The sequence below is a fragment of the Pseudomonas sp. E141 genome, from assembly GCF_052659885.1.
Genome location: NZ_CP084024.1, coordinates 1,562,001 through 1,578,938 on the forward strand (window position 1 = coordinate 1,562,001; position 16,938 = coordinate 1,578,938).

Below are 16,938 nucleotides of genomic sequence, written 5' to 3' on the forward strand. Positions count from 1 at the left end.
CCGTTGACGGGTCAATTGAGCTGATTCGCCAGTTCTTGTAAGAAAATTCTTCGAGTCGAGAAGTGGGCGGCGGGGGCTGTCCGCCGGTTTTCCCCATGGGCGCGCGGCGCAGTCTTTTATTTAATTTGAATCGGTCCGGGCTTTTTCGGCCGTGTGAGTGGTCCCATTCTCTGAACCTTCCCATGACGGAGATAACAATGAGCAAAGGCAAGGCGCTGTTGATTTTGCATGGCAAGCAAGCGCTCAACGATGAGGTTCGCGCCGCAGTGATGCTCAAGCGCAAGCAGGGCTGGGACCTTGCGGTCCGAGTGACGTGGGAGGCCGGCGATGCCCGACGCTGTGTCGATGAGGCGCTGGATGCCGGTTACACGACGCTGATCGCCGGCGGTGGGGACGGGACCTTGCGTGATATCGCCGAGGCGATCGTGCGTAAATCGAGTGAGGTCAGCCTGGTATTGCTGCCGCTGGGTACGGCCAATGACTTTGCCCGTGCCGCCGGTATCCCGCTGGAGCCGGAGCAGGCCCTGGATCTGCTGGATGTGACGCCCCAGGCTATCGATTTGGGCGAAGTGGGCGGTCAGATCTTCCTGAATATGGCCACGGGCGGTTTTGGCAGCCAAGTGACGGCGAACACCTCCGAGGACTTGAAAAAGGTCTTGGGTGGCGCCGCCTATTTGTTCACCGGTTTATCACGTTTCAGTGAACTGAGTGCGGCCTACGGTGAGCTGCAGGGCCCGGATTTCCACTGGCAGGGCGATTTGCTGGCGCTGGGCATCGGCAATGGCCGGCAGGCCGGAGGGGGGCATGTACTGTGCCCTGAGGCGCTGGTCGATGATGGATTGCTGGACATCAGTGTCCTGCCGGCGCCTCAGGAGGTGGTCAGTACCCTGAAGGATTTGCTGGCCGGTGGCCTGGGGATCGACAACATGTTCGTGCGCGCACGCCTGCCATGGGTGGAAATCAAGGTCGCTCAAGGCCTGGATATCAATCTTGATGGCGAACCGTTGCAGGTCGACAGTTTGCGTTTCACTGTGCAGGCCAAAGCGCTGCGTGTTCACCTGCCCGCCGATTCGCCTTTGCTGAGTACCTCGGTGGCGCTTAATCGTCCAGGCTGATGATCTGCTCGCGCACGGCGAACAGCACCAGCCCGGCCACATCATGGATCTGCAGGCGTTTCATGATCTGCGCCCGATGGGTTTCTATGGTCTTGATGCTCAAGCTCAGGCCGTTGGCGATTTCCCGGGTGGACTTGCCACGCACGATCAGCCGCAGGATCTCCAACTGGCGGGCGGTCAGATTATGAGCTTGGCCAGGATCGGGTTGCGGTTTCTGGGTACGGGTCAGTGCCTGGTTGATCACGGTGTGGGCAATGGCAGGGCTCAGGTAGCGTTCGTTGTTGCGCAGCGCTTCCAGCGCGTGTTCCAGCTCGGTGGCGGTGGTGTCCTTGAGCAGATAGCCATGGGCTCCGGATTCCAGCGCCTGCATGATTAACGCCGGATCGGTGTGCATCGACAGAATCAGCACTTTGCTCTGGGGACGCACGCGCTTGAGCTGTTGCAGCGCGTCCAGGCCGCAGGTGTCTTTCATGGAGATATCCAGCAAGACGATATCTGGAACCAGCCGTTCAACCAGTTCCAGCAATTGCGTCCCGTCACTGGCTTCGCCGATCACGGCATATCCGGGCAGATCCATGACCAGGGCGCGCACACCGGCCCTGATCAGCGAGTGGTCATCTATCAGAAGCAAATTACAAATCAATGGAGAACCTTATTCTTGCTGGCCCGTTCCAGGGCGCGAGGTGTCCAGGGAAAGCTTGCCTCAATATGGGTGCCTTTGCCGGCCTCGCTGATGACCTTCAAGGTGCCGCCCAGTTGTTCAACCCGCTCCGACATGCCGGCCATGCCGCGTTGTCCTTCATGAGCGGGGTGGGAGGCCGGGACGAATCCCTTGCCATCGTCACTGATCAACAGGGTCAGGCCTTCGGGCAAGCGTTGCAGGCGCACCAGCAGGTTTTTCGCCTGGGCATGGCGCAAAATATTGGTCACGGCTTCCTGGGTGATTCGAAACGCGGCGACCGTCATTTCCTCAGGGATGCCGGTCATGCGTTGTTGGCAGTCCAGGCTCCATTTCAGCGGCGTATTAGCCAGCGTCTTGAGCAGGTGCGCGCGCAGGCTGGCTTCAAGTCCCAGGCTGGTCAGTTGTCTTGGGTTGAGAATGGCTGATACGTCGCGAACCTTGTTGAGCGTTTCGTCCAGCGTCTCGCAGAGGATCGTGCACTGGCCGTGCAGTTCTTCCGGAATACGGCGCTTGAGCCATTCGCTTTGCAGTTTGGCTGCGGTCAGCAACTGGCCGATATCGTCGTGCAATTCACGGCTGAGCCTGTGACGCTCGTTTTCCTGGACCTCAAGCAACCGATCGGCCAATTCCTGGGGCTGGAACTTGATGGATTTGTGTGACAGGCGATGCTGGATCCAGACACAGGTCATGGCTGCGCTATTGAGCGCCAGCAAACTCAACGGGACGGTCGAGGCGAACAGATAGGCCAGCAGGCTGCCAAGGGTCGAGCAGATGCACAACAACAGCGTGAAACGGCGGGCATTTTCTCGGGAGGGTGGCCAGGTGATGATTGACTTGAGGCTGGCGTACATGACGGATGGAGCCAATGAATGTTCGCTGCGGGCAGGCTGGTCAGCGTATCTGACAGGCCGGGACGGATAAACGTTTCAGGTCGAAGATGGCCTCAGTTGGCGGCTTAATGCCACTATCTTGAAGCCTCTGACGCGGGAGATAGTACCACTTCATATTTCGTTGGTCGCGTTCAGCATGGTGGCGTGAAAGTGCCAAGTGTCAGCCGCATCGGGTCGAACCGCACTCATCGGCCTCAGGCCTGCTTTTGTGAGTAGGGCACCAAACCCAGGGGGCGCGAAGCAGGCAATGTCTGGCCAGGACTCTGGCCTACCTGGAAGGCAAAGGCTTCGATCAACGAGGTCTGTTCGCTGCTGTCCAGGCTGAGCTGGCCGGTGGTGTGATCGACCAGTTCCAGTTGCCAGGCCATCAGGGTGAAGCAATCCTTCAGCGCGCCCAGCGCCTGCTCATGCAATTCAACGTGACTCTGCGCGTTGCTGAGCAAGCCATGGATATGCAGCGAAAATTCTGAAATGGCTTCCAGCGCCAGGGCGTCGGCCTTGTTTGCCAGCTTCAGCAAGGTGCTGAGCATGCAATCAATGGCGTCCCTGTCGTCGTTGATCAGCTGCAGATGGGTCAGGCATTCCTCTGACTTGGCCAAAAGCGTTTCGGCCTCGATCAGAAATTCGGGAAGGCGCTGATTCCAGTTTTTACGATCGTTCGGCATGCTTATCTCCACAACATCATGTCAGACGCAAGAAAATCGCGTGTGGCGAACGGCTGGACTTCTCGGCCGGCAACTGACGAAGACCCGCAGGCACTCTTTCGCCCGTAGACAAAGGCATGCGCGCAAACGATTGCACTGGCGGGATCGGCCAAATGGCTGGAAGTCCGGTGTCCTGCGGTCGCGCACAAAGGCCTGACTCCGTTCAGCAATGAGAATGGCGTCACATTAATGGCTATTGGATAGCGGGAATATCAGGTTGGACCTGATTGTCCCTAGGGGAAACCCCTAGGCGGGGGAACTTTGTGCGCAAACTGAGGTCGCGCAGCGGCAGAGCTGGGGGATGAAATCCGTGAAGCAAGTAAAGCATGATGCTAATGTGACATCAATGCCCTGCGCGAGATTTTATACAGGGGTCAAGATCCCGTCTGCACGGCCGATATCTCCTTCATGGATTCATCCGAACAAGCCCAGGAGTCATAGATGGCCGGCATTCTCGACACAGTAGATCAACGAACCCAACTGGTGGGTGAGAATCGCCTGGAAATTCTCATGTTTCGCCTGGCAGGGCGGCAGTTGTTCGCCATTAACGTGTTCAAGGTCCAGGAAGTACTGCAGTTGCCGAAGCTGACGTTGATGCCGCAGCGCCATCCGTTTGTGTGCGGTGTAGTCAATCTGAGGGGCCAGACCTTGCCGGTGATCGACCTGTCCCAGGCCATCGGTATGCGTCCGCTGGTGCCGGGAGCTAACAGCACCATTATCGTCACTGAATACAACCGTTCGGTTCAGGCGTTCCTGGTGGGCGGCGTGGACCGCATCGTCAATATGAACTGGGAAGCCATCTTGCCGCCCCCGACCAGCGCCGGGCGTGAGCACTACCTGACGGCGATCAGCAAGGTTGACGACCAGTTGGTGGAAATCATCGACGTGGAAAAGGTCCTGGCCGAAATCGTGCCTTACAACGCCAAGGTTTCCCGGGACAAGCTCGAAGATCCGGTACTGGAGCGCGCCCGCGGACGCGAAGTGCTGCTGGTGGACGACTCCAATGTCGCGCTCTCTCAACTGCGCGATACGCTGGGTCAGTTGGGTGTGAAGATGCACGTTGCCAGCGACGGTTTGAAAGCCCTGAACATGCTCAAGGCCTGGGCCGACACTGGCGAAGTGATGACCGACAAATTACTGATGATTTTCACCGACGCGGAAATGCCGGAAATGGACGGCTATCGCCTGACTACCGAGATCCGCAACGACCCGCGTTTGCGCGGGCTCTATGTGGTGCTGCACACCTCGCTGTCCGGCAGCTTCAACGATTCGATGGTCAAGAAGGTCGGCTGCGACAACTTCCTCTCCAAATTCCAGCCGGACAAGCTGGTTGATGTGGTGCGCCAGCGACTGATGCTCGACTGAGGCTGATCATGGTTTGCTTCAATGGCCGGCTCGTATAAGGTGGCGTTTTTTCGTCACCGGGGAAGTCGACCATGTTGCGGCTGAGCGCGCTGTATCGTTATCCGTTGAAGTCCGGCAAGGGCCAGCTCCTGCAAGGCATAGGCCTGGACAAGTTGGGCCTGGACGGTGACCGGCGCTGGATGCTGGTGGACGAGGGCACCGGGCGCTTCCTGACCCAGCGGGCGGTGCCCCAGATGAGCCAGCTCTCGGCATTGTGGAATGAGGCCGGCGGTCTGACGCTCAGTGCGCCAGGTTTTGCCACCCTGGATGTGCCCCTGCCACCTGTTGACGAAGAGCAACGGCGCGGTGTGATCATCTGGCGCGACACCTTGCGCGTACCGGATGCCGGTGACGAGGCGGCGGCCTGGGTCAGCGAGTTCATCGGCAAGCCCACCCGGCTGGTTCACGTTCCGGTGGAACTGGCGCGCACCACCGCCGCCGGTTACGGCAAGGATGACGACAAGGTGGCGTTCGCGGACGGTTTCCCCTTGCTGCTGATCGGCCAGGCCTCTTTGCAGGACGTGTCCGATCGGGTCGGCCGCCCTTTGGAGATGCTGCGCTTTCGTCCCAACCTGGTTATCGAGGGCAGTGAGGCATTTGCCGAGGATGGCTGGAAGCGCATTCGTATCGGCGATGTGGAGTTCCGGCTGGTCAAGCCCTGCTCACGCTGCATCATGACCACGGTCGACCCGCAAACCGGCGAACGCGACCCTGACCGCGAACCCTTCGCCACGCTGCAGCAGTATCGTTCGACACCGGACGGTGCGATGTTCGGCCAGAACCTGGTCAATGACAGCAATGGTTGGCTTGAAGTGGGTATGCCGGTTGAAGTGCTCGAATAAACACCGCTTTTGAAAAAACAATGCCCGTGTCCACTGGACACGGGCATTTTTCATTACCCGATACCACGCCGGGGCTTTTGTGGCGAGGGGATTTAGCGAAACGTCGCACCGCCCCTCGCCACAGGCTTAGCCGCGGTATTCACACAGGTAGGCGGTGTCGACGGCGACCTTGAGCTGGAACTTGCTATTGGCCGGTACATTGAACTGGCTGCCGGCCTCGAAGGTTTCCCAGTCGGTGCTGTCGGGCAGTTTCACGGTCAGGGCGCCGGAGACGACGTGCATGATTTCCCGCTGGGCCGTGCCGAATTCGTATTCGCCCGCAGCCATGACGCCGATGGTCGCAGGGCCTTCGGCAGTGCCGAAAGCGATCGACTTGACGGTGCCGTCGAAGTACTCGTTGACTTTAAACATGGGCGATTCCTCGAAAAAAGGGGCTGGAAAAGGCCGGCCAGTATGCACAAGGCTTGAACGTTCGTCATCTGCCGCGCCGCGGTCGTGGCTCGCGTTCAGCCTGGGAGTACCAGGGGTAATAACCGCGCCGTATTGCGCGCATCTTCCAGGGCCCGGTGTTGTTGACCGCAGAATTGCAGGCCGGCCAGTTGCAGCGCCCCGTTGAGCCCCAGTGGTCGCTCCAGCCGGCGGGCTTTGGCGAAGCGCTGCTTGAGGTTCATGTGCGGCACTTGGCCGAGAAAGCTGTGCAACCGCTGATGCTGCCATTCCTGAAGCAATTGCTTGCGGTCGTAATCGCCCCAACTGACCCAGCTCTCCAGGTTCGCGTGGTACTGCGCCAGCCAGCGTTCGAACGCCGGCCAGACCTCGGTCAAAGGCGCGGCGCTGTCGATATTGGCCTGGGTGATATGGGTCAGCTCGCGACAGAAAGGTGTGAGCAAGGGACGCCTCAACGGCTTTACGAACCGCTGGAAGTGGTCCAGCTCGCGGCCATCCCGATTCACCAGTGTGGCGCCGATTTCGATAATTTCCATTTCGGTTACCGGCCAGCCACCTTCATCGGTGGTGGCCTCCAGATCAATCACCAGCCAGTGAGGCATCGCAAGGTTCCCGGTATCGGCGTGCTGATGGGTTTGAGCGTAGTCAAACCCTGGGCATCCGCCTAGTGCGCTGTTTCAACCTGCAATAATAACTGGCGGTTTTTCACCTGATCGCCTGGCTTGACGTGTAAGGTCCTGACTACTCCATCAATACCTGCCTTGAGTGGGTGCTCCATTTTCATCGCTTCGAGCACCATCAGTAGCTGTCCCTGGCGTACTTCCGCCCCTTCGCTGACCAGTACTTCGACGATAGCGCCGTCCATTGGCGCCTTGAGGGAGCCATCGCTGACGCTGGCCCTGGCGGCGACGGGGGCCTGGGTCCGATCCTGTAAATGCAGGCCGCCTGGGCGAGTGAACAGCCACAGGTCATTGCCATCGAGGTGCCAGGCATGGCGTTGGCGAATACCGTCGATCATCAGCGTTGTGCCGCACTGATCAGCTTCGAGCAACTTCAACTCGATCACTCGCTCGGCTATCTGGATATGCAGCGTGCCGCCGGTTGCGGCTATCAGGGTCAGGGACCAGTCGTGCTCGCCCAGGCCAATGCGATAGCGCCGCACCGCGCCGCTATTGTTGCTCCATCCTCCCAGGCCGGGCGCATGACGTGCATGCATGGCCTGATAGAACAAGGCTGCGGCGATGGCGAGCTGCTCAGCCGAGGGGGCGTGGATCTGCAGGGCGGGATGATCGGCGAGGTGTTGCTGGATGAAACCGGTGCCGAAATCTCCATCAATGAATTGTGGATGAGCCAGCAACCCCGCCAGCAAGCGCTGATTGGCCTGTACACCCAGGAGCACGCAGTCCTCCACGGCTCGCAGCAATTTGCGTCGGGCCTCTTCACGGGTAGCGCCGCGGGCGATGACTTTGCCCAGCATCGGGTCGTAGAACGGGCTGATGGTCTGGCCTTCGAGCAAACCATGGTCGATTCGTACACCGTCGCCGATAGGGGGTACCCAACTGAGCAAATGGCCGGTTTGCGGCAGAAAGTTCGCAGCCGGGTCTTCGGCATACAACCGCACCTCCATGGCGTGACCACTGAACTGGACCTGGTCCTGGCGCAGGGGCAGTGGCAGGCCGGCGGCCACATCCAGTTGCCAGGCCACCAGGTCCAGTCCGGTGATCAGCTCGGTGACCGGATGTTCGACCTGCAAGCGCGTATTCATCTCCAGAAAGTAAAAACCGCCGTCCGGGGCGAGCAAAAACTCCACGGTTCCGGCACCCACATAATTGACCGCGCGGCCAGCCTTGAGCGCGGCGTCACCCATGGCCTGGCGCAGATCGGCGGTCATGACCGGGCAGGGCGCTTCTTCAATGATTTTCTGGTGGCGTCGCTGGATCGAGCAGTCCCTTTCGCCCAAATGGAGCAGATTGCCGTGATGGTCAGCGAAAATCTGGATTTCCACATGCCGTGGATTGATCAGGGCCTGTTCGAGGATCAACTCATCGTTGCCAAAACCATGCAACGCCTCGGAGCGCGCGGTGCGTAACTGTTCCAGCAGGTCTTCAGCCCGCCAAACCAGGCGCATGCCTCGGCCACCACCGCCGGCGCTGGCCTTGATCATCAACGGATAGCCGATGCGTTCGGCTTCACGGCACAAGGTGTCGTCGTCCTGATCGGTGCCTTCGTAACCGGCGATGCACGGTACGCCGGCGGCGATCATGGCGACTTTCGAACGGCGTTTGCTGCCCATCAGGTCGATGGCGTCGGGGCTGGGGCCAATGAACACGATACCGGCCTCTGCGCAGGCCTTGGCGAACCCGGCGTTTTCCGAGAGAAAACCGTAGCCGGGGTGGATGGCGTCGGCGCCAGTACGCCGGGCCGCATCGAGAATGGCCGGCTGATTGAGGTAGGACTGCGGCACCGGTGCTGCGCCGATGAGTACCGCTTCATCGGCCATGCGCACATGCAGCGCGTCGGCGTCGGCCTCGCTGAACACCGCCACGGTGCGATAGCCCAGGGCCTGGGCGGTACGCTGGATCCGGCAGGCGATTTCACCGCGGTTGGCGATGAGGATCTTGCTGAAGGCGGGCATGGTGGTCATTCCTGGGTTTTTCGGTGGCAGTCAGGGCCTCATCGCGAGCAGGCTCGCTCCCACAATGGAGAGTGAACACAGTCATTTTTTCTTGCCCGGCAAAATGCCCATGAGTTTGCAGATGATGCCCAGCATGATCTCGTCCGCACCGGCGCCGATGGACACCAGTCGCACGTCGCGATACGCCCGCGCCACCGGGTTGTCCCACATGAAACCCATGCCGCCCCAGTATTGCAGGCAACTGTCGGTGACTTCCCGGGCCAGGCGCCCGGCCTTGAGCTTGGCCATGGACGCCAGCCGCGTCACATCCTGGCCGTTGATGTACTGCTCGGTGGCCTGGTAGACCAGCGCCCGCAGGCATTCGATCTCGCTGGCCAGTTCCGCCAGGCGAAAGTGGATCACCTGGTTGTCGATCAGGGCGGTGCCGAAGGTCTTGCGCTCCTTGCAGTACTCGATGGTGCTGTCGATGCAGTGCTCCAGCCCCTTGAGCATGTTCGCCGCGCCGAACAGGCGTTCCTCCTGGAACTGCAACATCTGCATCATGAACCCGGCGCCTTCCTGGCCAACGCGATTGCGTTGCGGCACCCGTACGTCGTCAAAGAACACCTGGGCGGTTTCCGAACTGCGCATGCCGAGTTTGTCCAGGTGCCCGCCGAGGCTGATACCCGGGCTGTTCATCGGCACCATGATCAGTGATTTGTTGATGTGGGGCTTGTCGTCCGAAGTGTTGGCCAGCAGGCACATGAAATCGGCGCTCGGTGAATTGGTGATCCACATCTTGCTACCGTTGATGACGTAGTCATCGCCATCCTTGCGGGCCGTGGTCTTGAGCCCGGCGACATCAGAGCCGGCGCCGACTTCCGAGACGCCGATGCAACCGACCTGCTCACCGCTGATGGCCGGGCGCAAGAATGCTTCACGCAGCTCATCGGAGCCGAAACGCGCCAGGGCCGGGGTGCACATGTCGGTCTGCACGCCGATGGACATCGGCACGCCGCCACAATGAATGGTGCCGAACTCCTCGGCGGCGACGATCGAATAGCTGTAGTCCAGGCCCATGCCGCCGAACTGCTCCGGCTTGGATATACCCAGCAACCCCAGTTCACCGGCCTTGCGGAAAACCTCGTGGATGGGAAACCGTCCGGCCTTCTCCCATTCGTCGACATAGGGGTTTATCTGCTGGTCGACAAACTGGCGAACGGTGCGCCGCAGAGCTGCGTGTTCCTGGGTGAAGATCATTTTATTGTTCTCCTGTGAGCAGCGATCAAAAGTCCTTCACACGTTCAGAAACGGGCCACACCGAAACTGTTGGGTTGCAGCGGGCGAAGCTCAGCCGCGTGGCAGATGTCCAGCAGGTAGCCTAGCAACGTGCGGGTGTCGCGCGGGTCGATGAGCCCGTCATCCCACAGGTTGGCGCTGCCGTATAGCGCAGTGGACTGGCTGTCGAGTGTCTGCGCGGTGGTGTGTTCGAGCAGGTCCAGCATCTTCGGGTCGGGGGTGAGGCCATTCTTGATCTGCGTCGCCTGCGTGACGATGCGCAAAACCTTGCCGGCCTGGGCTCCACCCATCACCGCCGTGTGGCTGTTGGGCCAGGCGAAGATGAAGCGTGGGTCCAGCCCTCGGCCGCACATGGCGTAGTTGCCGGCGCCGTAGGAGCCGCCCACCACAACCGTCAGCTTCGGCACTCGGGCGTTGGCCACGGCCTGGATCATCTTCGCCCCATGCTTGATCACCCCTTGTTGTTCCGACTCGGTGCCGACCATGAAGCCGGTGGTGTTGTGCAGGAACAGCAACGGTGTGCGGCTCTGGTCGCACAGCTGGATGAACTGCGCGGCCTTGCTCGCGCCCTTGGGCGTGATCGGGCCGTTGTTGCCGATCAGGCCACAGGCATGACCACGAATGCGCAGGTGGCCACAAATCGTCTGTTGATCGAACTCGCTTTTGAATTCCAGGAAGTCCGAACCATCGGCGATGCGGGCGACGATTTCCCGCACGTCATAGGGCTTTTTCGGGTCGTCGGGGATCAACCCCAGCAACTCATCGGCCGGGTAGAGCGGCTCTTTCCAGGTGCGTTCAGGCGGTGTCGGCCGTTGCTCGTTCCAGGGCAACAGGCTGACGATCTCCCGGGCCAGGCGTATGCCATCGGCGTCATTCTCGGCCAGGTATTCAGCGGTGCCGGCCACCTGCGCATGCATTTGCGCACCGCCCAGTTCTTCTTCCGTGGCGACTTCGCCAGTGGCGGCCTTGAGCAGCGGGGGGCCGGCCAGAAACAGCCGTGCTTTGTCGCGCACCACTACTACGTAATCCGAGAGCCCCGGCTGGTAGGCCCCGCCCGCCGTGGCCGAACCATGCACCACAGTAATCTGCGGCAAGCCCATGGCGGACATCCGCGCCTGATTGGCGAAGCTGCGTGCTCCTTCGACAAAAATCTGCGCGGCATAATTGAGGTTGGCGCCGCCGCTTTCGGCCAGGGTGATGATCGGCAGTTTGTTCTCCATGGCGATCTGTTGCAGACGCAGGGTCTTGTTCAAGCCGCTGGGGGAGATGGTCCCGCCCTTGATCGCGCTGTTGTTCGCCACCACCAAGACCTGAGCGCCGGAGACGTAGCCGATCCCCGCGATCAAGCCGCCCCCGGCCTGGCTGCCGTCCTTGTCGTCATGGAGTTTGTAGCCGGCCAGGCTCGCCAGTTCCAGGAACGGCGCGCCGGGGTCCAGCAGCAGGTTCAAACGCTCGCGCGGCAGCAGTTGGCCGCGTTGCTCGAACTTGGCCTGGGCCAGGGCGGCGTTCTCCAGCACCGCCTGTTCGATCTGACGCAGGTGTGCGACGCCAGACAGCATGGCCGCGTGGTTGCGGGCGAAGTCGGCGCTGTGTGGGTCAAGGTGCGATTCGATGACTGGCATGGGTGTTCCTTGTGCTCGAACCGAACGCCATGGCGATCGTCCTTTAATTGACCTGATCGGCGATGCTCTGGGGCACCGGTATCTGGATCTCCAGCAATTGCTGAGCGAACGCCTTGCCCTGCGGGTCGATGCGCAGGCTGGCGACACCGCCGCCGCCAAGGGCATTTTCCAGCACGAAGTTCAGGCTGTGGGTGCCCGGCAGATACCAGCGTTCGACGCGCCCCAGCAGTGGGTCGAGCGCGTGGCTCATCCAGTCAACCAACACTTGGGGCGTCAGCGCCTCGGCGATCCACGGCAAGTATTCGGGGGCGCGGGCGAGTACACCGATGTTGCTGTGGTTGCCCTTGTCGCCGGAGCGCGCCACCGCCAGTTTGACCAACGGCACGCTGGCATCAGCCCGGCCCTGGGGTTTGGGCAGGTCGGGAGCGACCGGCAAGTCGCGGGTTTTCAGCGCTTTGACGGCGGGCAGCAGGCAAGGATGACTCTGCCCGTCGAGTTCGATGTGGAGCCGGCAGGCGGATTTGTCGATCAGGAACGAGAACAGGCGAATCAACGGATACACCGTCGGGCGACCGCCCATCAGGCCGGTCAGCCCCGGCACCATGCCGGTGGCGGCCTGGGCGATTTCCCTGGAAAACAGCACCAGCGGCTGTTTGTCGGGGTGGCGCACCGCCAGTTTGATCACCACTTCACGGCTGTCCTGGCGCCGGCCGTGCTGGCCGTAAGTGGCTTCGCTGCCCAGAAGCTCGATGTTCACCTCGCTGTAGGGCGCCCAGCCGCGCGAACTGAACAGCTGCGAAGTCCTGGCGATGATCGCCTGGCTGACCCGTTCGGCCTTGGCCACCGCATCGATGCCGGCGATCAGGCACAGGGCGGTGCAGCGAAAACCATCGGCCCAGGTGGCGCAGACCTTGTATTGTTCGGTGGGCGGCAAGCCCTTGGCGCCTTGGACGCGCACCGCGTGTTTGCCTTGCTGGATCAACCTGACCTGGCTGAAGTCGCAGATCACGTCCGGCAAGAGATAGCCTTGGGGATCGCCGATTTCATAGAGCAGTTGCTCCCCGACCGTCAGCGGCGTGACCAGCCCGCCGCTGCCTTCGGCCTTGGTGACGATGAATTGGCCGTCGGCGCTGACTTCAACGATGGGAAAACCGATGTGCTCGTAATCCGGTACTTCCCGCCAGTCGGTGAAATTACCGCCCGTGCATTGAGCCCCGCACTCAATGAGGTGTCCGGCCAATGCGGCCTGGGCCAGTTTGTCGTAGTCGTGCCAGGCCCAGCCAAACTCATGCACCAGGGCCGCGCTGACCACGGCGCTGTCCACCACCCGGCCGGTGATCACGATGTCGGCTCCCAGACGCAAGGCCTCGACAATGCCGGGGGCACCCAGGTAAGCGTTGGTGGACACGCACACCGCCGGCAGGGGCGCGCCGCTGAACATCTCGATAATGCCCTGGCTGGCGAGCTGTTCGAATTGTGGTTGCAGGTCGTCCCCCTGCAGCACCGCGATCTTCAAGGGCACGCCGGCCTTGTCGCAGGCCGCTTGCAGAGCGGCGGCGCAGGCCTGGGGGTTGACCCCGCCGGCATTGCTGATGACGCGGATCTTGCGTTCATGCAAACGAGCAAGCAGCGGTGTGAGCACTTCGATGAAGTCCGTGGCATAGCCGCCCCGAGGGGCTTTCATGCGCGCCCCGGCCATGATCGACATCGTGACCTCGGCCAGGTAATCGAACACCAGGTAGTCCAGTTCGGCGCCTTCGACCAGTTGCGCCGCAGCGGTACAGGTGTCGCCCCAGAAGGCGCTGGCACAACCGATACGTATCGTTTTTGGCATGGTGCTCCCTCCGGCCGACGTCGCTCGAGACTACCAAGCAAGCGCTTGGTTTGTAAACGACCGCCGGTTCTTCGATCCAAGCGCTTGCTTGGGTGCCCCGGCCAGCTTAAATTGCCCGCGCCACCTCGCCGGTTCCGCAAGCGTGGCCCGACGTTGATCGATCGACTGTAGGAGAGAATGGGTGGATGAGCAAAAAGCCCTGAACGTGATGCGTGAGCTGGTCGATAACGGGCAACTGACCGATCCTGACAGCGCTCGCGGCAAACTGCTCCAGACCGCCGCCCACCTGTTTCGCAACAAAGGGTTCGAGCGCACCACGGTGCGCGACCTGGCGAGCGCGGTGGGCATCCAGTCGGGCAGCATCTTTCATCACTTCAAAAGCAAGGACGAGATCCTGCGGGCGGTGATGGAAGAGACCATTCGCTACAACACGGCGTTGATGCGCGCGGCGCTGGCCGAGGCCGATAGTGTGCGCGAGCGGGTCCTGGCGCTGATTCGCTGCGAGTTGCAATCGATCATGGGCGGCAGCGGCGAGGCGATGGCGGTCCTGGTCTACGAATGGCGTTCGTTGTCTGAGCAAGGTCAAAGACAGGTGCTGGCTTTGCGTGATATTTATGAGGCCCTGTGGCTTGAGGTTCTTGGGCAGGCCAAGGACGCGGGGTATATTCGGGGCGACGTGTTCATCACCCGTCGTTTCCTGACCGGCGCCCTGTCCTGGACCACCACCTGGTTTCGCGCCGAGGGCAGCATGAGTCTTGATGAGTTGGCCGAGCAGGCCTTGATTCTGGTGCTTGAAGAAAAATAAAAAGAGGCAGCAATGCCGCTGAGTGGTCGCCCTGCGTGCCCTGCGTGATGCATTGAGATGCCTGGTTGGATTCACTGATGATTAATTTTCTGGGGAGTGAGCTGTCTTGACGTTTTCAACGATGGGGATAGCCTCGCGCGTCTTGCTGGCTGCGTTTATTGCAGTGTTCGCGTTGCCGGCCACGGCTGCGCAACTGGTCCGGATTGGCGCAGCGCATTTTCCGCCCTACACGATACGCCCCGAAACTGGCGCGGATACCGGTTTGCTGCCGCAGTTGGTAGAAGCCTTGAACAAGGCCCAAAGCGACTATCAATTCGTGCTGGTTCCGACGTCGATTCCGCGCCGTTTCAATGATTTCAAGCAGGGCCGGGTCGACATGGCCATTTTCGAGAACCCGGACTGGGGCTGGAAGGATGTGCCTCATACTGCGGTAGACATGGGCCTGGAAGATGCGGAAATCTTCGTTGCCCAGCGTCAACCGGATCGTCAGCAAGACTATTTCTCTGATCTGAGGGGCAAGCGCCTGGCGCTCTTCAGCGGCTACCACTACGCCTTTGCCGAATTCAACGCCGACCCCAAGTTCCTGACCGGCCAATACAACGCCACGCTGACGTATTCCCATGACAGCAACCTGCTGATGGTCTTGCGCGGGCGTGCGGACATTGCGCTGGTCACCCGTTCGTACCTCATCGACTACGTGCTGCGCAATCCTGACGTCGACCCTCAATTGCTGATATCCGAACGTATCGATCAGATTTACCACCATTACGCGCTGATCCGCCCCCAGGCGCCGATCTCTGGCGAAGCGTTCGAGCGACTGCTGCAAAAGCTGCGGGACGACGGGCAGATGCTGGCGATTTTCAAGCCCTACCAGATACAGCTGGTGCCAGCGCACGATCATTGAACGGGGCACTAAATTTCCCTGCCTGGCTCACGTCACACGTTGACTACCGACGACTACGTGAGCCCCGCCCATGTCCAATCTCAAGCACCCGACGACGCTGCCTTTACCCGGCGGTCGCCGTCTCGGCGCCGATGAAACCGAACGCCACCTGAGCCTGATGCTTGAGGGCGCGCCGCTGATCCGGCTGCGCCTGGAGCGTGGTACCGAGCTGCATGTGCATTTGCAGGAAATCAACGATCGGCCCGTAGGCCCGGCGCTTTGGGCGGCCTGCTATTGGCTGTTCGCCCGCGATCCTGAATGCCGGCGCCTGACTTGGCATCTGCCCGAGCGCCCCGGTGAAGCCTTGCTCAGCGGACTGCTGACGCCCGGCGAGTGTGCCGACGAATACATCTGTGAGCGCACGATGTTCTGGCAACTGCCGCAACCCTGGCTGGGGGAGTCGTTCAACGGCAGCTATCCGCAACAGATGATTATCACCGATGGCAAGCGTCATCCGCGCCGGCCCATGAAGCCGCGAGGCGAGGTGTATCGGCGCTTCGATGCGCGCCTGGGAGCCTGGGTGTCCTTGCGCACCCTGGAAATCGAACAGGACCTGACGCGCTTCAACCGCTGGCAGAACAGTCCTCGGGTGGCGAGTTTCTGGCAGGAGGAGGGCAGCCTGGAACAACATCGCGAGTATCTGAGCACACTGCAGCGCGATCCCCGGGTGCTGACCTTGATCGGTTGTTTCGACGACCAGCCTTTCGCCTACTTCGAAGCCTATTGGGCCAAGGAGGATCGGATCGCGCCGTTCTATGACGTGCACAATTATGATCGCGGCATTCACATGTTGGTGGGCGAGGAGCAACACCGCGGCCCGCACAAGGTGGCGAGCTGGCTGTCGGCGCTGGTGCATTACCTGTTTCTCGACGACCCGCGCACCGAGCGGGTGGTGGCCGAACCTCGAGCCGACAACGCCCGGATGATCGGTCATCTGCACAACCAGTGTTTCCACTGTGAAAAGGAATTCGATTTCCCCCACAAGCGCGCGGCGCTGATGATTCTGGGGCGTGAGCGGTTTTTTGATCGGTGTGGGTTGAGGTGAGGTTGTAAGCCCCTAGGGCTCCATCGCGAGCAGGCTCGCTCCCACAGGGATTGCGCACAGCACAGACTTTGTGAGTGCGCAGATCCATTGTGGGAGCGAGCCTGCTCGCGATAAGGCCCGAAAAATCAGTGCAAAATCACCGCCGGGCAAAGATATCCCCACGCACTCCCGACACCTTGCGGCAATGCACCAGGGCGTCGCGGATCATGAAGTTCACCAGGGTCGGTGAGACCCCCAGCTCCTTGGCGATATCCTTCTGTGGCACACCGTGCAGGCGGTACATCTCGAAGGCATAGCGGGTGCGGCTGGGCAGTTCGGTGAGCGCGTCGGCGATGTGCTCCAGCGTCGAGAAATTGATGTGTGACGTTTCTGGCGAAGCACCCTGGATCACCACATTCAACCCTTCCTCTTCCGGCCCCGAGTATTTCTGTTCCAGCGCCTGCTTGCGGTAATGGTCGATCGCCAGGTTGCGCACGATCTGAAACAGGTAACTGAGCTGAGCCTTGAAGGACGAGGTGATCTGGGGCGCCGATTGCAGCCGGAAAAACGCATCCTGCACCACGTCTTCTGCCCGGGACCGGCACCCGGTGATGCGTGCTGCGATCTTGACCAGGATCATCCGGTTATCCACGAATGCCTGAAGTAACGGTGAGTCGCACCTGCTTGTGGATACTTGTTCCGTCATGGAATTC

Annotated in this window: 16 protein-coding genes; 6 read left to right on the forward strand and 10 right to left on the reverse strand. The window is 60.9% G+C overall.

Annotated elements, in window-relative coordinates; translation table 11 throughout:
* Positions 1-197 precede the first annotated feature (197 nt).
* A complete protein-coding gene (gene yegS / locus GKKCFE_RS07120) occupies positions 198-1,115 on the forward strand; it encodes a lipid kinase YegS (protein ID WP_047226396.1) in 918 nt (305 codons plus the stop codon).
* Here the strand turns inward: yegS and GKKCFE_RS07125 are convergent.
* The 3 genes from GKKCFE_RS07125 to GKKCFE_RS07135 form a co-directional block, all read right to left on the reverse strand.
* Positions 1,099-1,758 (reverse strand): response regulator, encoded by a 660-nt coding sequence (locus GKKCFE_RS07125; protein WP_047226397.1) that lies wholly within the window; start codon positions 1,756-1,758, stop codon positions 1,099-1,101. The two genes, yegS and GKKCFE_RS07125, sit on opposite strands and share 17 nt — an antisense overlap.
* Positions 1,755-2,648 (reverse strand): sensor histidine kinase, encoded by an 894-nt coding sequence (locus GKKCFE_RS07130; RefSeq protein ID WP_139050847.1) that lies wholly within the window; start codon positions 2,646-2,648, stop codon positions 1,755-1,757. The genes GKKCFE_RS07125 and GKKCFE_RS07130 overlap by 4 nt, the downstream gene beginning before the upstream one ends.
* 233 nt (positions 2,649-2,881) lie before the next feature.
* Entirely contained in the window at positions 2,882-3,352 is a 471-nt protein-coding gene (locus tag GKKCFE_RS07135; RefSeq protein ID WP_047226399.1) for a hypothetical protein, read from the reverse strand.
* 480 nt (positions 3,353-3,832) lie between these two features.
* On the opposite strand from GKKCFE_RS07135, the gene GKKCFE_RS07140 reads away from it, so the two are divergent.
* Both GKKCFE_RS07140 and GKKCFE_RS07145 read left to right on the forward strand, forming a co-directional pair.
* A complete protein-coding gene (locus GKKCFE_RS07140) occupies positions 3,833-4,756 on the forward strand; it encodes a chemotaxis protein CheV (RefSeq protein ID WP_076385689.1) in 924 nt (307 codons plus the stop codon).
* A 71-nt stretch (positions 4,757-4,827) separates the two neighbouring features.
* On the forward strand, positions 4,828-5,637 hold the full coding sequence (locus GKKCFE_RS07145) for an MOSC domain-containing protein (protein WP_047226401.1): 810 nt from the start codon (positions 4,828-4,830) through the stop codon (positions 5,635-5,637).
* 126 nt (positions 5,638-5,763) lie between these two features.
* Here GKKCFE_RS07145 and ppnP read toward each other — a convergent pair whose 3' ends face one another.
* The 6 genes from ppnP to GKKCFE_RS07175 all read right to left on the reverse strand — a co-directional run bounded on the left by ppnP (position 5,764) and on the right by GKKCFE_RS07175 (position 13,453).
* Positions 5,764-6,048 carry a pyrimidine/purine nucleoside phosphorylase gene (gene ppnP / locus GKKCFE_RS07150; RefSeq protein ID WP_047226402.1) on the reverse strand — a complete coding sequence of 95 codons (285 nt, stop codon included), beginning with the start codon at positions 6,046-6,048 and terminating at the stop codon, positions 5,764-5,766.
* Between the two features lie 95 nt (positions 6,049-6,143).
* Positions 6,144-6,686 carry an exonuclease domain-containing protein gene (locus tag GKKCFE_RS07155; RefSeq protein WP_047226403.1) on the reverse strand — a complete coding sequence of 181 codons (543 nt, stop codon included), beginning with the start codon at positions 6,684-6,686 and terminating at the stop codon, positions 6,144-6,146.
* A gap of 62 nt (positions 6,687-6,748) precedes the next feature.
* On the reverse strand, positions 6,749-8,719 hold the full coding sequence (locus GKKCFE_RS07160) for an acetyl/propionyl/methylcrotonyl-CoA carboxylase subunit alpha (RefSeq protein WP_445577663.1): 1,971 nt from the start codon (positions 8,717-8,719) through the stop codon (positions 6,749-6,751).
* A gap of 81 nt (positions 8,720-8,800) precedes the next feature.
* Positions 8,801-9,958, reverse strand: a complete 1,158-nt coding sequence (atuD, locus tag GKKCFE_RS07165; protein ID WP_107322182.1) for a citronellyl-CoA dehydrogenase — start codon at positions 9,956-9,958, stop codon at positions 8,801-8,803.
* A gap of 44 nt (positions 9,959-10,002) precedes the next feature.
* On the reverse strand, positions 10,003-11,619 hold the full coding sequence (atuC, locus tag GKKCFE_RS07170; RefSeq protein WP_139050755.1) for a geranyl-CoA carboxylase subunit beta: 1,617 nt from the start codon (positions 11,617-11,619) through the stop codon (positions 10,003-10,005).
* 43 nt (positions 11,620-11,662) lie between these two features.
* Positions 11,663-13,453: an acyclic terpene utilization AtuA family protein gene (locus GKKCFE_RS07175; protein ID WP_445577664.1), complete on the reverse strand. Its 1,791-nt coding sequence runs from the start codon at positions 13,451-13,453 to the stop codon at positions 11,663-11,665.
* Positions 13,454-13,634: 181 nt separating this feature from the next.
* On the opposite strand from GKKCFE_RS07175, the gene GKKCFE_RS07180 reads away from it, so the two are divergent.
* From GKKCFE_RS07180 to GKKCFE_RS07190, 3 genes are all read left to right on the forward strand, one after another.
* Positions 13,635-14,258, forward strand: a complete 624-nt coding sequence (locus GKKCFE_RS07180) for a TetR/AcrR family transcriptional regulator (protein WP_139050753.1) — start codon at positions 13,635-13,637, stop codon at positions 14,256-14,258.
* A 121-nt stretch (positions 14,259-14,379) separates the two neighbouring features.
* Positions 14,380-15,162 carry a substrate-binding periplasmic protein gene (locus tag GKKCFE_RS07185; protein WP_171061399.1) on the forward strand — a complete coding sequence of 261 codons (783 nt, stop codon included), beginning with the start codon at positions 14,380-14,382 and terminating at the stop codon, positions 15,160-15,162.
* A 70-nt stretch (positions 15,163-15,232) separates the two neighbouring features.
* Entirely contained in the window at positions 15,233-16,246 is a 1,014-nt protein-coding gene (locus GKKCFE_RS07190) for a GNAT family N-acetyltransferase (protein ID WP_139050752.1), read from the forward strand.
* Positions 16,247-16,382: 136 nt separating this feature from the next.
* Here the strand turns inward: GKKCFE_RS07190 and GKKCFE_RS07195 are convergent, their stop codons facing one another.
* Positions 16,383-16,931, reverse strand: a complete 549-nt coding sequence (locus GKKCFE_RS07195; protein WP_445577665.1) for an RNA polymerase factor sigma-70 — start codon at positions 16,929-16,931, stop codon at positions 16,383-16,385.
* Positions 16,932-16,938 lie beyond the last annotated feature (7 nt).

Coding starts and splice junctions, on each gene's coding strand:
- GKKCFE_RS07145 (WP_047226401.1), top strand. CDS start 4,828: ATGTTGCGGCTGAGCGCGCTGTATCGTTATCCGTTGAAGTCCGGCAAG.
- ppnP (WP_047226402.1), bottom strand. CDS start 6,048: ATGTTTAAAGTCAACGAGTACTTCGACGGCACCGTCAAGTCGATCGCT.
- GKKCFE_RS07190 (WP_139050752.1), top strand. CDS start 15,233: ATGTCCAATCTCAAGCACCCGACGACGCTGCCTTTACCCGGCGGTCGC.
- GKKCFE_RS07195 (WP_445577665.1), bottom strand. CDS start 16,931: ATGACGGAACAAGTATCCACAAGCAGGTGCGACTCACCGTTACTTCAG.
- atuC (WP_139050755.1), bottom strand. CDS start 11,619: ATGCCAGTCATCGAATCGCACCTTGACCCACACAGCGCCGACTTCGCC.
- GKKCFE_RS07140 (WP_076385689.1), top strand. CDS start 3,833: ATGGCCGGCATTCTCGACACAGTAGATCAACGAACCCAACTGGTGGGT.
- GKKCFE_RS07130 (WP_139050847.1), bottom strand. CDS start 2,648: ATGTACGCCAGCCTCAAGTCAATCATCACCTGGCCACCCTCCCGAGAA.
- GKKCFE_RS07155 (WP_047226403.1), bottom strand. CDS start 6,686: ATGCCTCACTGGCTGGTGATTGATCTGGAGGCCACCACCGATGAAGGT.
- GKKCFE_RS07175 (WP_445577664.1), bottom strand. CDS start 13,453: ATGCCAAAAACGATACGTATCGGTTGTGCCAGCGCCTTCTGGGGCGAC.
- GKKCFE_RS07185 (WP_171061399.1), top strand. CDS start 14,380: ATGGGGATAGCCTCGCGCGTCTTGCTGGCTGCGTTTATTGCAGTGTTC.
- GKKCFE_RS07135 (WP_047226399.1), bottom strand. CDS start 3,352: ATGCCGAACGATCGTAAAAACTGGAATCAGCGCCTTCCCGAATTTCTG.
- atuD (WP_107322182.1), bottom strand. CDS start 9,958: ATGATCTTCACCCAGGAACACGCAGCTCTGCGGCGCACCGTTCGCCAG.
- yegS (WP_047226396.1), top strand. CDS start 198: ATGAGCAAAGGCAAGGCGCTGTTGATTTTGCATGGCAAGCAAGCGCTC.
- GKKCFE_RS07160 (WP_445577663.1), bottom strand. CDS start 8,719: ATGCCCGCCTTCAGCAAGATCCTCATCGCCAACCGCGGTGAAATCGCC.